The following is a 14169-nucleotide window of genomic DNA, read 5'->3' as shown; positions in this document are numbered from 1 at the left end:
TAGGCAGAATGGCGTTTTCCCTGTAACTTGCAGGGTTATGCAACAATACCTTGATTTATTGCAACATATCATCGATACCGGCAACGTCAAAACCGACCGTACCGGTACCGGCACCCGCAGCTGCTTCGGCTACCAGATGCGTTTTAACCTGCAGGACGGGTTCCCGATGGTGACCACCAAAAAACTGCACCTGAAATCCATCATATATGAACTGCTCTGGTTCCTGAAAGGCGACACGAACGTGAAATACCTGCAGGATCACGGGGTGAAGATATGGGACGAATGGGCCAGCGAAACCGGCGAGCTGGGCCCGGTATACGGCAAACAATGGCGCAGCTGGGAAGGGGCCAACGGACAGACCTTTGACCAGATCGCCGACGTGGTGGCGCAGATCAGAAAGAGCCCGGATTCCCGCCGCCTCATCGTCAACGCCTGGAACGTGGCGGACCTGCCGCAGATGGCGCTGAGCCCCTGCCATTGCCTGTTCCAGTTTTATGTGGCCGACGGCCGCCTGAGCTGCCAGCTTTACCAGCGGAGCGCCGATGTGTTTTTAGGCGTGCCTTTCAACATCGCTTCCTACGCGCTGCTCACGATGATGATCGCACAGGTGTGCGGCCTGCAGCCGGGCGAGTTCGTACATACCTTCGGTGATGTGCACCTGTACAACAACCACATCGAACAGGCGCAGCTGCAGCTGACCCGTCAGCCATACCCGCTGCCGGTGATGAAGCTGAACCCGGCCGTGAAAGACATCTTCAGCTTCGAGTACGAAGATTTCACCCTCGAAAACTACCAGTTCCATCCTCATATCAAAGCCCCCGTAGCCGTATGATCATTTCCATTATCGTAGCGGCATCGGAGAACAACGTGATCGGCATCGAAAACCGGCTGCCCTGGAACCTGCCCGCCGATCTGCAGTTTTTCAAGAACACCACCTGGGGGTTTCCCATCATCATGGGTCGCAAAACCTTCGAGTCGATGGGCAAACCGCTGAAAGGCCGCCAGAACATCGTGATCACCCGGCAAACGGATTACAGCCATCCCGGCATCACCGTGGTGCCGTCTATCAGCGCAGCCATCAAAGCCGCGGAAGAACAGGATGTGAATGAGATTTTCATCACCGGCGGCACGGAGATTTTCCTGCAGGCGTTCCCGCTCGTCAACCGCATTTACCTCACCCGCGTGCACGCCACCATACAGGGCGATGCGTTTTTCCCCGAAATAAACCGTACCGATTGGTTGCTGGAAGCCAGCGAGCCGCATGCGGCCGACGAAAAACATGCGTATGCATTTACATTCGAGCGGTGGGGGAGAAAACCTATTTGAATATCACCATTCCTAACTGCAGGGTGAGCTCTTTTTCCAGCTGCTTGAGGTGCTGGTGCAGTTCGAGGCACTTCATCTGTTCATCCAGAACAGTGCTCTTTTCCATTTCCTGCTGGTTCTCCACGATCAGTTTTTTGATCTTGCGGAGGATGAGGTAGTTGGTGGTGGAGAGGGTGTCTTTCAGGTAAGCGGCATCGCCGTACACGGTTTTGATCTCGAACCGTTCCTGCCAGTTGTGGCTCAGCTCCGCTTCCTTGTCTTCCAGTATCTGCGCCACGTTCTGCGCAATTTCGGCATCCTGGTGGTAGAGGAACCACTTTTTATCGAGGGGGTTACCCTGGTCGTACTGGGATTTGTATTCGCGTAATATCTTTTTAACGATCTCGCTGTCGGCCAGCGACTCAAAATCGTAGGGGAGGTGGAAAATGTAATCGGCCACCGTGTTGTTCAGCTCCTCGCTGAATATTTTATCGCCGAAGCGCAGCAGTATCTTCACCAGTTCCCTTTCCTGTTTTTCGTCTTTGTTGAAAAGGTTGTCGCCCTGCGTTGCGGTGGGAGCGCCTTCTTCGAAATACTCCGGGTACATTTCCGCGAGGGAAGGCCCGTCTTCGTCGCCGCCGCCCTGGAAGGGCTGCTGTTTGCTTTGCTGCTGGGCGGCCTGTTTGGTGAGGCGGTCGCGGATGTATTTGTTCACCAGCGTCACCATGCCTTCCTCGTCGATTTTCAGGAGCTGGCTGCACTGGCGGATGTAATCCTGCTGTTTGGTGAAATCCTCCACCTTGTCGATCCGCGCGATGGTTTCGGCGATCTCGTTCACCAGCTGCGATTTGCGGGTAGTGTCGTTGCCGGCTTCCTTCAGGGAAACCTGCAGCTTGAACAGGATGAAGTCCTGCTTGTTTTCCGCGATGAACTGCCGGAACCCTTCGGCCCCGATCTTGCGCACGTAACTGTCGGGGTCTTCCTTGTCGGGGATGAGGGCCAGCTTTACGTTGAGGCCTTCTTCGATGGCCATGTCGAGCCCGCGCAGCGCCGCTTTCACACCGGCGTTGTCGCCATCGTAGAGGATGGTGAGGTTGCGGGTGTATTTTTTGATGAGGCGCAGCTGGTCGGTGGTGAGCGACGTGCCGCTGCTGGCCACCACGTTTTCGATGCCGGCCTGGTGGAGCGACACCACGTCCGTATACCCTTCCACCAGCAGGCATTCGTCGAGTTTGTCGATCGAATGGCGGGCGAAGTAAGTACCGTAGAGCACTTTACTTTTTACGTAGATATCGTTTTCGGGGGAGTTGATGTATTTGGGCGCCCGGTCGCTTTTGACGAGGATGCGCGCGCCGAAGCCCAGCACTTTCCCGCTCTGGTTGTGAATGGGGAAGATCACGCGGCCGCGGTAGTTGTCCGCCGGCTGTTCGTTCCGGATGGCCACGAGGCCCGTTTTCAGGAGGTATTCCTGGTTATAGCCCTTGGCCAGCGCCGCTTTCACGAAAGCGTCGCGTTCGTTCAGGCAGTAGCCCAGCTGGAACTTGCGCACCGTTTCTTCAGAAAAGCCCCTTTCCTCGAAATAACTGAGGCCCACGTTCTGGCCTTCGTCGGTTTCATGGAGGGTTTTCACGAAATAATCGCGGGCGAAATTGTTGATGATGAACAGGCTGTCGGCCAGCTGCTGCTGCGCCTTCACTTCCGGGCTCACCTCTTTTTCCTCGATCTCGACGTTGTATTTCTGCGCCAGCCATCGCAGCGCTTCCACATAGGAGTACTTTTCGTGCTCCATGAGGAAGTTGATGGTGTTGCCGCTTTTGCCGCAACCGAAACATTTGTAGATCTCCTTGGTGCCGGATACGGTGAAGGAGGGCGACTTTTCGTTATGGAAAGGGCAGAGGCCGAGATAGTTGGCGCCCCGTTTTTTCAGTTTAACGAAAGAACCGACAATCTCCACGATGTCTATCCGGTTGAGTATCTGCTGTATGGTGTTTTGTGAGATCAAATTGAGGGTGCGTTTTCCAGTTTACCAACGGCAAACATAAGATAAAACTGCGGAACGGGAGCGATGCGTCGCATTTTTGGCGCCGGCCCAACAATTACTTAAATTTGGAGATTCTCCAAAAGGGATTCACCAAAACAACAAAGCTAAACAGGATGAAAGAAGTATTTATCGTTTCGATCGCCAGAACGCCCATCGGCAGCCTCAGCGGCGCGCTGGCCAATGTGCCCGTTACGCAGCTGGGCGCCACGGTGATCAGGGCCGCGCTGGAGCGCGCCAAAGTGAGCGCGGACCAGGTGCAGGAGGTATACATGGGCAACGTGATCAGCGCCAATGCCGGCCAGGCGCCCGCCAACCAGGCGAGCCTGTACGCGGGCCTGCCCAATACCGTGCCCTGTACCACCGTGAACAAAGTGTGTGCTTCCGGCATGAAAGCCATCATGCTGGGCGCCCAGAGCATCCTGCTCGGCGATAACGACGTGGTGGTGGCCGGCGGCATGGAAAGCATGAGCAATATTCCTTATTATCTCGATAAAGCCCGCGGCGGCTATCGCCTCGGCCACGGCGCCGTGATCGACGGCATTCTCCGCGACGGCCTCTGGGACCCTTACAAGGATTTCCACATGGGCAACGCGGCCGAGATCTGCGCCGCCGAATATAAAATCACCCGCGAAGACCAGGACAAGTTTGCGGCCCAGAGTTACAAAAGAGCCGCCGAAGCCCATGAAAAGGGATATTTCCAGGACGAGATCGTGCCCGTGCAGATACCCGGCAAACAGGTGACTACGGTCAACGAAGACGAGGAGCCCAAAAAAGTGAACTTCGATAAAATGCCCACCCTGAAGCCTGCTTTCCAGAAAGACGGGACCATTACCGCCGCCAACGCGTCCAAGATCAACGACGGCGCCGCCGCCGTGGTGCTGGTGAGCGGGGAGAAGCTGAAGGAGCTGGGATTGAAGCCTTTGGCCAAAATCATCAGCTTTGCGGACGCTTCGCAGGCGCCGGAGTGGTTTACCACCACCCCGGTGAAGGCGATCACCAAAGCGCTGAAAAAGGCCGGCCTGGGCATCGGGGATATGGACTTCGCCGAGATCAACGAAGCGTTTTCGTGCGTGGCGCTGGCCAACGAGCGGGACCTGGGCATCAAACCCGGCACCCTCAACGTATGGGGCGGGGCCGTGGCGCTGGGGCACCCCATCGGCTGCAGCGGGGCGAGAATTATCGTCACTTTGACGTCCATCCTGCGCAGGGAGAACGGCCGCTATGGCGTAGCCGGCATCTGTAACGGGGGCGGGGGCGCCAGTGCGATGGTGATAGAGAAAATGTAAATGCTTTGGTTTTTCGCCAACAAACGATATTTTTGCCCTGCCTTTTTTGAGAAAGGGGTGTAATGTTCAAAATATATTAAAGAATCAAATGCGTCAGATAGCCTTCAGACAAGCCTTAAGAGAAGCCCTCCAGGAAGAAATGCGCCGCGATGAGCGGGTGTTCCTGATGGGAGAGGAAGTGGCAGAGTACAACGGAGCGTACAAAGTTAGCCAGGGAATGCTCGATGAATTCGGCCCCCGCCGCATCATCGACACACCTATTGCCGAGCTGGGCTTTACCGCCATCGGTGTAGGCGCCGCGCAGAACGGCCTTCGCCCCGTACTGGAATTCATGACCTGGAACTTCGCCGTACTGGCGCTGGACCAGATCCTCAATACCGCCTCCAAAATGCTGGCGATGAGTGGCGGACAGGTAGGCTGCCCCATCGTGTTCCGCGGCCCCAACGGTTCCGCCGGTCAGCTGGGCGCCCAGCACTCCACCGCATTTGAGAGCTATTATGCCAACATCCCCGGCCTGAAAGTAGTTTCAGTGTCGAACCCATACGATGCCAAAGGCCTGCTCAAAGCCGCCATCCGCGACGATGATCCGGTTGTTTTCATGGAAAGCGAGCAGATGTACGGCGACATGGGCGAAGTACCCGAAGAGGAGTACATCATCCCCATCGGTAAAGCCGATATCAAACGCGCCGGCAAGGACGTCACCATCGTGTCTTTCAACAAAATGATGAAAGTAGCGCTGGGCGCCGCCGAAGAACTGGCCAAAGAAGGTATCGAGGCCGAAGTGATCGACCTGCGCACCATCCGCCCGCTCGACTGGTTCACCATCCTGGAATCCGTGAAAAAGACGAACCGCCTCGTGATCGTGGAAGAACAATGGCCGTTCTCCAGCGTATCTTCCGAAATCTCCTACCGTATCCAGAAAGAAGGTTTCGATTACCTGGACGCGCCCATCCGCCGCATCACCGCAGCAGACGCGCCCATGCACTACGCCCCCAACCTGGTGAAACTGTACCTCCCCGACGTGGAAAGAACGGTGAAACTGGTGAAAGAGGTGATGTACATGAAAAAATAGCATTTCCTTACAGGACAAATAAAGAACCCGCTTCCCCAGGAGGCGGGTTTTTCTTTTTATGCCTGCGAACCATGCACCAGCAAGGGTTTCCCGATTTTGCCCCGCCACCACAGCGGCTTTGCTGGGTGTTCAACGAACCTCCAACGAAGGACCAACGAACCTTCAACGAAGGATGAGATTTTCCCTGATCCTTCGTTATTCACCTATGGAAGGTTCGTTGAAGCTTCGTTGAAAAAGGCATTAAGCGCCGGGAAAGGGCGTATGAAACGGGGGGATTTACTCCCCGAACAGGTCGCTGCTCAGGTAGCGGTCGCCGCGGTCGCAGATGATGCACACGATCACGCCGTGTTTCAGCTCGCGGGAGAGGCGTACGGCTGCGGCCACTGCGCCGCCGCTGCTCATGCCGCAGAAAACGGCCTCCTCTTTGGCGAGGCGGCGGGTCATTTCGCGGGCTTCCGCCTCGGAAATGTCCATGGTGCGGTCTACGCGCTCCCTGTCGAATATTTTCGGGAGATAGGCTTCCGGCCATTTGCGGATGCCGGGTATTTTAGAGCCTTCCGTAGGCTGGCAGCCCACGATCTGGATGGAGGGATTGACTTCTTTCAGGTAGCGGCTCACGCCCATGATGGTGCCGGTGGTGCCCATGGCGGATACGAAGTGGGTGACGCTTTTACCCGTGTCGCGCCAGATTTCCGGGCCGGTGGTGCGGTAATGCATGCCGTAGTTGTCCGGGTTGGCAAACTGGTTCAGCATATGATAGCCGCCTTTCGCCACCTGCGCATGCGCGTAGTCGATGGCGCCTTCCATGCTTTGTTCTTTGGGGGTGAGCACCACTTTGGCGCCGAAGGCTTCCATGGTGAGCACCCTTTCGCGCGTGGCGTCTTCCGGCATCACCAGTTCGATTTCCACGCTGAAGAGATTGGCGATCATGGCCAGGGCGATACCCGTATTGCCGCTGGTGGCTTCGATCAGCTTGATGCCGGGTTTGATTTCCCCGCGGTCGAGCGCCCCTTTGATCATACCGAAGGCCGCACGGTCTTTCACACTGCCGCCGGGATTGGTGCCTTCCAGCTTCGCGTAAATGGTGACATTGGGATTTTCGGGTATGCGTTGCAGGGCCACCATGGGGGTGTTGCCCACTAAATCCAGTACTGTTTTCATCTCGGTGATTGATCTTTTAAACGCGCGGATGTGTTATACGACTTTGATGCTGCCGTCTGCCTTGTAATAAATCCGCGAATACGGTTCGGTGGATTTGATGAGCCAGACGTTGCCGCCGATGATGCTGTGGTGGCCGATGACGGTATCGCCTCCCAGGATGGTGGCCCCGGCATAGATCACCACGTGCTCTTCGATGGTGGGATGGCGTTTGTTCATCGCCATCGTTTTATCGATGCTCAGCGCGCCCAGGGTAACGCCCTGGTATATTTTCACGTGCGGCCCGATGACGGTGGTTTCACCGATCACAACGCCCGTACCGTGGTCGATGCAGAAATAAGGCGCGATCTGTGCCGCGGGGTGGATGTCGATGCCCGTACGGTCGTGCGCGAATTCGGTGATCACTCTCGGCAGCAGGGGCACGCCCAGCGTATGGAGGCCGTGGGCCACGCGGTAAGCCGCAATGGCGTAAAAGCCGGGATAGGCGCGGATCACTTCATACAGGCAGGTAGCGGCAGGGTCGCCCTGCAGGATCGCTTCCGCGTCTTTGGTCAGGTTATTATAAATGCCCGGCACCTGTTCCATGAACAGCCTGGCCGTAGCCGCAGCGGGCTGCGGAAGGCCCCCTTCCATGGGTGTGAGCAGGTCTTTCAGCCTTTCTTCCAGTTGCGCCGCATATAATTCCAGTTCGGCGCCGCTCATCACCCTGCCGGTATGTTCCGGGAACAACCAGTTCACCAGGTCCCTGCAGAAAGCCCATACCTGCTCGGATGAGGGATAGGCATTCGCCGCTGCGGCAGCATGCCGCAATTTGAGTTGTTCCAGCAATTTCTTCATACTTGTGAATAGTTACCTCTGATGGGATAAAATTACATATAAAACCCGTATAATTAGTAGACTGTTTCGCGCGAAACCGTTTGCAGTACACAAATTATTCATTCTTACTGCGATGAGGCGGGAGTATTTTGCCGGTTTTTCCGGCGGTTGGCTTCTTTTTCTTAATTTTGGCACTGTTTAAAATAATAGACAATCTATGGCCAACATCCTGATTATTGACGACGAAAAAAGCATCCGTAAAACGCTTTCCGAAATTCTGACCTACGAAGGGTACAAAGTCGAAGAAGCGGCCGACGGGGCCGAAGGGTTCAAAATGTACCAGGGCAAAGCGTATGATGCCGTTTTGTGCGACATCAAGATGCCCAAAATGGACGGCCTGGAGTTCCTGGAAAAAGCAAAAGAAATCAATCCCGACGTGCCCATCATCATGGTGAGCGGCCACGGGAATATCGATACGGCCGTGGAAGCGGTGAAAAAAGGGGCGTACGACTACATCTCCAAACCCCCGGACCTGAACAGGCTGCTGATCACGCTGCGGAACGCGCTCGACAAAACCACGCTGGTGGCCGAAACGAAAGTGCTGCGTAAAAAGGTGAACAAAACGCCCGAAATGATCGGCGAATCCGCGCCCATCGTTAAAATCAAGGATACCATCCACAAAGTGGCGCCCACCGACGCGCGGGTGCTGGTAACCGGCGATAACGGGGCAGGGAAGGAGCTGGTGGCCCGGTGGATACACGAATACAGCAACCGCGCCAGCGGCCCGATGGTGGAAGTGAACTGCGCCGCCATCCCCAGCGAGCTGATCGAAAGCGAGCTCTTCGGCCACGAAAAAGGTTCCTTCACCTCCGCGGTGAAACAACGCATCGGCAAATTCGAACAGGCTTCCGGCGGCACGCTCTTCCTCGACGAGATCGGCGACATGAGCCTCTCCGCACAGGCCAAAGTGCTGCGCGCATTGCAGGAAGGCAAAATCACCCGCGTGGGCGGCGACAAGGAAATCAGCGTGGACGTGCGCGTGGTGGCGGCTACCAACAAAGACCTGCTCAGGGAAGTGGAGGAAAAGAATTTCCGCCTCGACCTCTACCACCGCCTCAGCGTGATCCTCATTCACGTGCCGTCGCTGAACGACCGGAAAGAGGATATCCCCCTGCTGGTGGATCATTTCCTTGACCTGGTATGCTCCGAATACGGTACCGCCCGTAAACACGCCGATAAGGACGCCATCAAGGCGCTGCAGGCGCACCAGTGGACGGGCAATATCCGCGAGCTGCGCAACGTGGTGGAAAGACTGGTGATCCTCTCCGGCAAAACCATTACGGCGGACGATGTGGAGAATTACGTGGTGCCGAATCACGACAAAAAAAAAGTCACTTCCTGAACGACGAATTGCTGGTGCTGACGCGCCTGCACGACTTCAGGGATGAAGTGGAAAAAATATTTATTGAGTTCATGCTGAACAAAAACGGCCGGAACGTATCCAGAACGGCGCAGGAGCTGGACATACAGCGCAGCCACCTGTACAACAAAATGGAGCGGTACGGCATCCGCAAATCAGCAGAAGATGAATAACAAACACATATACCTGATCAGCGGGCTGGGCGCCGACGAAAGAGTGTTCAGCCGCCTGGAGTTCCCTGCAGGGTATGACGTGCATTTTCTTCCCTGGATACAGCCGCTGAATGCGGCCGAGCCCATCGGCGAATACGCCATGCGCATGGCGCGCCGCATCCTGCATCCCAACCCCGTGATGCTGGGGCTTTCCTTCGGCGGCATGATGAGCATCGAAATCGCCCGCCACATCCCCGTTGAAAAAGTGATATTGCTTTCTTCCGTGAAACGCCGCCAGGAGCTGCCGCCCTACTATAACAGCGTGGCGCGGATGCTGCTGCACCGGCTGCCGGACAGGCTGCTGTTCCGGCGCCGGCAATACATCGTGCGCCTCTTCATGCAAAGCAAAAGCGAAGAGGAGCGGGCGCTGCTGCGCGACTATATGACGAAAAAAGATTTCTCCTACATGCGCTGGGCGCTCGACGCCATTCTCCAGTGGCAGAACGAATGGGTGCCTTCCTCCCTGCTGCACATCCACGGCAGCAGCGACCGGCCGTTCCCGCGCCGGTACGTACAGCCGACCCATACGATCGTGAACGGCGGCCATTTTATGGTAATGAACCGCGCGGCGGAAATCAACCGCATCCTGGAACGGGAGCTGTAGCAACGCGCCCCGGTCATTCGGTTATCATCAATTTTAGTGCGGCGGAAATCAACCGGATCCCGTAACGGAACTGTAGCGACGTGCTCCGCTCATTCAGTTATTGTCAATTTTACTTTGGCGGAAATCAAATCACATCCGGGAATCGGAGTTGCAGATAGTAGCCCCGGTCATTCAGTTACCTGTATGGTTTCATTTGAAATGCCCAAGAAACATGCTGATCAACCGAGAAGAAAACTTCCGACGGGGAAGAAGGTTATGAAGTGACTTTCCTGCGGGCGAAATCCAGCATGTCGGCCAGTGTAGTCAGCAGCGTGATGTTTGCCGGCGGGTGGGTGATGCGTGCCACCTGGGGGCCGGAGAGGGTAATGGGGATATCGGCGAAATGTTTGCCGAGCTCTTTGACGAAATTGTCCAGGGTCTTTTGCGGGAAGTTGGAGATGACGTGTGAATACAGATGGTCCACCCGCTTGCGTTCCGTGTAAAAACGCAGGTCTTCCAGCGGAACGTTGGCCCCGAAGTTGACCACCGAGCAGCCGTGTTTCTTCAGCATGTACTGCACAAACAGCAGCGGTATTTCATGGAATTCCCCTTCGGGCAGGAACAGCAGGAACCTCTCGCCGCTGTCTGCCGGCATGTCGAGCCCGTCGATAGCCACCATCAGTTTTTTGCGGATGATGCCGGACGCGAAGTGCTCCTGCGCGGGAATGACGCAATCCGCCAGCCAGAGCAGGCCCACCTTTTCGAGGTAAGGGTAGATCACTTTGAGCATGCATTGCTCGAAACCCATGCGCAGCAGCACGGTATGAAAGATCTTTTCGAACTTCACCTGGTCGAAATCGACCATGGCCTCCACCAGCTGGTTGACGTACACCTGTTGCGCATGTGTGCCTTTCTGGCCCGTTTCTTCGATAGAGAGCCGCCTGATCTCTTCTTCCGTCATCACCGCTATTTTCGAGATCTTGTAGCCATGACGGTAGAGGTAAGCAATGCGGAGCATATGCTTCAGGTCGACGTTGTTGTAAACGCGGTGATTGGTGTCCTTCCTTTTGGGACGCAGCAGTTTGTAACGTTGCTCCCATATGCGGATGGTATGCGCCTTGATGCCGGTAAGGCTTTCAATGTCCTTTATGGTGAAACTGTTCAATGGTTCTGGATGTCGGATTAAACAAAAATAGAAATAAACTTGTATCCTGTTCCCATCCTGTCCTAAACTTACGTGGGATTTTTTAAGAAAACTTTTGTGGTTGTTTTCTGGCTTACAATTAGCAGAATATTATATTTGTTCTTTGAACATTTAAAAAGAACAGCATGAACCTGGCATTTTGGAAGAAGAAGGACGGTCAGCCCAAGAAGAAAAAATCCGCATTACGGGAATGGCTCGACGCGGCTATCTTCGCTGTGATTGCGGCAACGCTGATTCGGACCTTCATTTTTGAGGCGTACACCATCCCTACCCCATCTATGGAAAAAACCTTGCTGGTAAACGATTTCCTGTTTGTAAGCAAAGTCAGCTACGGCCCCCGCATCCCCATGACACCCCTGGCGGTGCCATTCACCCATCATACATTACCCCTGACGAAATACACCAAGGCATATTCCGAAGCAGTGCAATGGAAATACAAGCGTATCCCCGGTTGGGGGGATATCCGCCGCAACGATGTGGTGGTGTTCAACTTCCCGGAAGGCGATACCGTGGCACTGGAACGGTCCGACGAAAGTTACTACGACCTGGTGCGCCGCATGGGCCGCGAACAGGTGTGGGGCCAGTACAGGGTGATCTCCCGCCCCGTGGATAAAAGGGAAAACTACATCAAACGCTGCGTGGGCATCGCGGGCGATACCCTGGAAGTGCGCAACGGCGTGGTGATCGTGAACGGTACGCCTGAAACACAGCCGCCGGCCAGCGAACGGCTCTATCATGTGACCACTACCAGCGGCGACCGCATCAACCATATGCGCCTCGAGGAAATGAACATCGAGGACGTGCCGGAAGTGCGTGTGTCGGGCAAAATCAGCTATAACCTGACCCCCAGCGAAGAAAAAGCCATCAAACAGCTGGAAGCGGTGAACGGGCAGGTGGAGCCTTTCATCGACAGCAATGAAGACGGCGTATGGCCGCAGGATACCGCCCATTTCAAATTCACGGTGGACAACTTCGGGCCGATCTACATCCCGAAAAAAGGCGCCACCGTTCGCCTCGACAGTGGCAATATCGAACTCTACCGCCGTATCATCGCCGTATACGAGAAAAACACGCTTGAATCGAAAGACGGCCGTTTTGTCATCAACGGTACGCCCACCGACCAGTATACCTTCAAAATGAATTATTACTGGATGATGGGCGACAACCGCCACCACTCCCTCGATTCCCGTTACTGGGGTTTCGTGCCGGAAGACCATGTGGTGGGCAAGGCCTGGCTCATCTGGATGAGCTACGGTAAAGGCGGCATCCGTTGGAGCCGGCTGTTCAGGACCATCAAATAAGCATATCACAGTCAGATACACACGGGGAGCAGTCATGCTGAAATTCCTTACCTTCGGAAGCAGCGTCACTGCTCCCCGTTTTTTAAGCATAAGCCGATGAAAATCAATACCGCCCAGTTTGTTTACGAAGAATATGAAAGCGCCGAGACGCTGCCTCCCGCCGACGCGGCGCTGTTGCAGGCGGCCAAAGACGCCACCCGCCAGGCGTATGCGCCCTATTCCCGTTTCAGGGTAGGCGCTGCCGCGCAGCTGGCCAACGGGCAGGTGCTGACCGGCACCAACCAGGAGAACGCCTCTTACCCCGTCGGCATCTGTGCGGAAAGGACCACTTTATCGGCCGTTTCCGCCCTTTATCCCGGCGTGGCCGTGGAAACCCTCGCCGTAAGCTACGACAACGAACAGGGGCCCAGCGAACAGCCGGTAACGCCCTGCGGCATCTGCAGGCAGACGCTGGCGGAATACCAGCAGCGTTTCCAGCGGCCCATCCGCCTCATCCTGGGCGGCCTCCATGGCAAAGTGATCGTTATCCCCGATGCAGGGCACCTCTTGCCGTTATCCTTTTCAGCGGATAACATGAAATAGTCATTCTTTATAAATTAACATTTTTTATATTTGTGTAGCGCAGAGCGCTATGCTATGAACCTATACCGTATCCTGAACCTATGCCTGATTGCGCCGGTGTGTACCGCGCATGCTGCCCCGGCGGAACCGCCTGCGGGCATTTTCTTTGTAAAAGACGGACAAAGCAGGGGAGCCCTCGCGCTCCCGGAAACAGCGGGCCATTGTGCAACGTTGCACGATATGGCGCCCTCGTTTTCATCGGCGGCCACGGCCGGCGACCCGGCGAGAACCGCCTACCGGAAGGGCCTCCGTATGCAGCGCAGCGGTCGGTTGGATGAGGCGCAGCAGTACTTCGAAGCTGCGATCAGGAAGAATTCACTTTTCAGGAATGCTTATATCGCCCTGGCGGATATCCATCGCCTCCAGCAGGCGCCTGAGCCCGCCAAACAGCTGTTGCAGCGGCTGCTGAAACTGTCGCCGGAACACGGGGCGGCCTGGGAAATGCTGTCTGCCATACATTACGGACAGCAGGCCTGGGAAGACGCGCTCACCTGCGCCTTCCGCGCACAGGAGCTGGGCGTGCCGCACATGCACCGCCTGATCGGGCTCAGTTATGCCGCTCTCAACCATCCCGCGGAAGCGGCGCAGGCACTGGAAAAAGCACGGGGGGAGGGGATGCTGAACGGGGAAGACCTCTGCAGGGCCGCGCGCATATCTGCGCAGCTCGAAGCGTTTGAAAAGAGCGTACAATACTACGAAGAATCACTGAAAGCAGGCGGTAACCCACCTGCCGTATATTACGAATTGGGAATGATGTATTTTAATATGAAAAACTACAAACAAGCCGCCGGGGCATTTGAACAGGCAACCAGGTCAGGACGCCCGGCCGATGCGGATCTTTATTTGAACCTGGGTATGGCCTACCTGAAACAGGCCGCGTACGACGATGCCATCAGCAACCTGCAAACCGCTTCCAGCTTAAGACCGAAAGACATCCAGGTAATGCTCAATCTTGCCAACGCTTATTACAAAAAACAGGATTTCAAACTGGCCGCCATCCAATGGAATAAAATACTGGTGATGCAGCCGCAGAATGCTTTTGCCATGTTCATGCTCGGCAAATCGTATATGGGGTACGGTGAGTTGCTCAAAGGGCAGGCCATCTGCGATCAGGCGCTGGCCATGGGGGAAAAATAACAACCTGCGAACC

14 protein-coding genes are annotated in these 14169 nt (G+C 55.7%); 10 read left to right on the top strand and 4 right to left on the bottom strand.

Annotated elements, in window-relative coordinates; translation table 11 throughout:
* Positions 1-37: 37 nt before the first annotated feature.
* Together EGT74_RS00810 and EGT74_RS00805 are read left to right on the top strand one after the other, a co-directional pair.
* Positions 38-832, top strand: a complete 795-nt coding sequence (locus tag EGT74_RS00810; protein WP_123844568.1) for a thymidylate synthase — start codon at positions 38-40, stop codon at positions 830-832.
* Entirely contained in the window at positions 829-1326 is a 498-nt protein-coding gene (locus tag EGT74_RS00805) for a dihydrofolate reductase (protein WP_123844566.1), read from the top strand. Before EGT74_RS00810 ends, EGT74_RS00805 begins: the two co-directional genes overlap by 4 nt.
* On the opposite strand, the gene dnaG is transcribed toward EGT74_RS00805, so the two are convergent.
* On the bottom strand, positions 1319-3307 hold the full coding sequence (gene dnaG, locus EGT74_RS00800; RefSeq protein ID WP_123844565.1) for a DNA primase: 1989 nt from the start codon (positions 3305-3307) through the stop codon (positions 1319-1321). The genes EGT74_RS00805 and dnaG overlap by 8 nt on opposite strands.
* Before the next feature lie 152 nt (positions 3308-3459).
* Between dnaG and EGT74_RS00795 the strand changes: the two genes are divergently transcribed.
* Both EGT74_RS00795 and EGT74_RS00790 read left to right on the top strand, forming a co-directional pair.
* Positions 3460-4632 carry an acetyl-CoA C-acyltransferase gene (locus EGT74_RS00795; protein ID WP_123844564.1) on the top strand — a complete coding sequence of 391 codons (1173 nt, stop codon included), beginning with the start codon at positions 3460-3462 and terminating at the stop codon, positions 4630-4632.
* Positions 4633-4720: 88 nt separating this feature from the next.
* Complete coding sequence (locus EGT74_RS00790) at positions 4721-5704, top strand: pyruvate dehydrogenase complex E1 component subunit beta (RefSeq protein WP_123844562.1); 984 nt, start codon at positions 4721-4723, stop codon at positions 5702-5704.
* A 276-nt stretch (positions 5705-5980) separates the two neighbouring features.
* Here EGT74_RS00790 and cysM read toward each other — a convergent pair whose 3' ends face one another.
* Positions 5981-6865: a cysteine synthase CysM gene (gene cysM / locus EGT74_RS00785; RefSeq protein ID WP_123844560.1), complete on the bottom strand. Its 885-nt coding sequence runs from the start codon at positions 6863-6865 to the stop codon at positions 5981-5983.
* Between the two features lie 33 nt (positions 6866-6898).
* Entirely contained in the window at positions 6899-7699 is an 801-nt protein-coding gene (locus tag EGT74_RS00780; RefSeq protein WP_123844558.1) for a serine O-acetyltransferase, read from the bottom strand.
* A 196-nt stretch (positions 7700-7895) separates the two neighbouring features.
* Here EGT74_RS00780 and EGT74_RS00775 point away from each other — a divergent pair, with 196 nt between their 5' ends.
* Genes EGT74_RS00775 through EGT74_RS00765 form a run of 3 tightly spaced genes read left to right on the top strand, consistent with a single transcriptional unit; the run spans position 7896 to position 9914 of the window.
* The gene (locus tag EGT74_RS00775) at positions 7896-9080 is read left to right on the top strand and encodes a sigma-54-dependent transcriptional regulator (RefSeq protein WP_123844557.1); all 1185 of its coding nucleotides are present in this window, start codon (positions 7896-7898) and stop codon (positions 9078-9080) included.
* 14 nt (positions 9081-9094) lie between these two features.
* Complete coding sequence (locus EGT74_RS00770) at positions 9095-9271, top strand: helix-turn-helix domain-containing protein (RefSeq protein ID WP_123844555.1); 177 nt, start codon at positions 9095-9097, stop codon at positions 9269-9271.
* The gene (locus tag EGT74_RS00765; RefSeq protein WP_123844553.1) at positions 9264-9914 is read left to right on the top strand and encodes an alpha/beta hydrolase; all 651 of its coding nucleotides are present in this window, start codon (positions 9264-9266) and stop codon (positions 9912-9914) included. Before EGT74_RS00770 ends, EGT74_RS00765 begins: the two co-directional genes overlap by 8 nt.
* A gap of 253 nt (positions 9915-10167) precedes the next feature.
* Here the strand turns inward: EGT74_RS00765 and EGT74_RS00760 are convergent, their stop codons facing one another.
* Complete coding sequence (locus EGT74_RS00760) at positions 10168-11058, bottom strand: MerR family transcriptional regulator (RefSeq protein WP_123844551.1); 891 nt, start codon at positions 11056-11058, stop codon at positions 10168-10170.
* 164 nt (positions 11059-11222) lie between these two features.
* Between EGT74_RS00760 and lepB the strand changes: the two genes are divergently transcribed.
* From lepB to EGT74_RS00745, 3 genes are all read left to right on the top strand, one after another.
* Positions 11223-12398, top strand: a complete 1176-nt coding sequence (lepB, locus tag EGT74_RS00755; protein WP_123844550.1) for a signal peptidase I — start codon at positions 11223-11225, stop codon at positions 12396-12398.
* Positions 12399-12494: 96 nt separating this feature from the next.
* A complete protein-coding gene (locus EGT74_RS00750; RefSeq protein WP_123844548.1) occupies positions 12495-12980 on the top strand; it encodes a cytidine deaminase in 486 nt (161 codons plus the stop codon).
* Positions 12981-13034: 54 nt separating this feature from the next.
* On the top strand, positions 13035-14156 hold the full coding sequence (locus tag EGT74_RS00745) for a tetratricopeptide repeat protein (protein ID WP_123844546.1): 1122 nt from the start codon (positions 13035-13037) through the stop codon (positions 14154-14156).
* Positions 14157-14169: the final 13 nt, after the last annotated feature.

Source organism: Chitinophaga lutea, assembly GCF_003813775.1.
Taxonomy (GTDB): domain Bacteria; phylum Bacteroidota; class Bacteroidia; order Chitinophagales; family Chitinophagaceae; genus Chitinophaga; species Chitinophaga lutea.
Note: the sequence above shows the minus strand (reverse complement) of the source record. Positions and strands in the feature narration are given on the sequence as shown.

Bases quoted from the DNA above. Each gene is read 5' to 3' on its own strand.
- lepB (WP_123844550.1), top strand. From the start codon at position 11,223: ATGAACCTGGCATTTTGGAAGAAGAAGGACGGTCAGCCCAAGAAGAAA.
- EGT74_RS00790 (WP_123844562.1), top strand. From the start codon at position 4,721: ATGCGTCAGATAGCCTTCAGACAAGCCTTAAGAGAAGCCCTCCAGGAA.
- EGT74_RS00750 (WP_123844548.1), top strand. From the start codon at position 12,495: ATGAAAATCAATACCGCCCAGTTTGTTTACGAAGAATATGAAAGCGCC.
- EGT74_RS00795 (WP_123844564.1), top strand. From the start codon at position 3,460: ATGAAAGAAGTATTTATCGTTTCGATCGCCAGAACGCCCATCGGCAGC.
- EGT74_RS00775 (WP_123844557.1), top strand. From the start codon at position 7,896: ATGGCCAACATCCTGATTATTGACGACGAAAAAAGCATCCGTAAAACG.
- cysM (WP_123844560.1), bottom strand. From the start codon at position 6,865: ATGAAAACAGTACTGGATTTAGTGGGCAACACCCCCATGGTGGCCCTG.
- EGT74_RS00810 (WP_123844568.1), top strand. From the start codon at position 38: ATGCAACAATACCTTGATTTATTGCAACATATCATCGATACCGGCAAC.
- EGT74_RS00765 (WP_123844553.1), top strand. From the start codon at position 9,264: ATGAATAACAAACACATATACCTGATCAGCGGGCTGGGCGCCGACGAA.
- EGT74_RS00745 (WP_123844546.1), top strand. From the start codon at position 13,035: ATGAACCTATACCGTATCCTGAACCTATGCCTGATTGCGCCGGTGTGT.
- EGT74_RS00780 (WP_123844558.1), bottom strand. From the start codon at position 7,699: ATGAAGAAATTGCTGGAACAACTCAAATTGCGGCATGCTGCCGCAGCG.
- EGT74_RS00805 (WP_123844566.1), top strand. From the start codon at position 829: ATGATCATTTCCATTATCGTAGCGGCATCGGAGAACAACGTGATCGGC.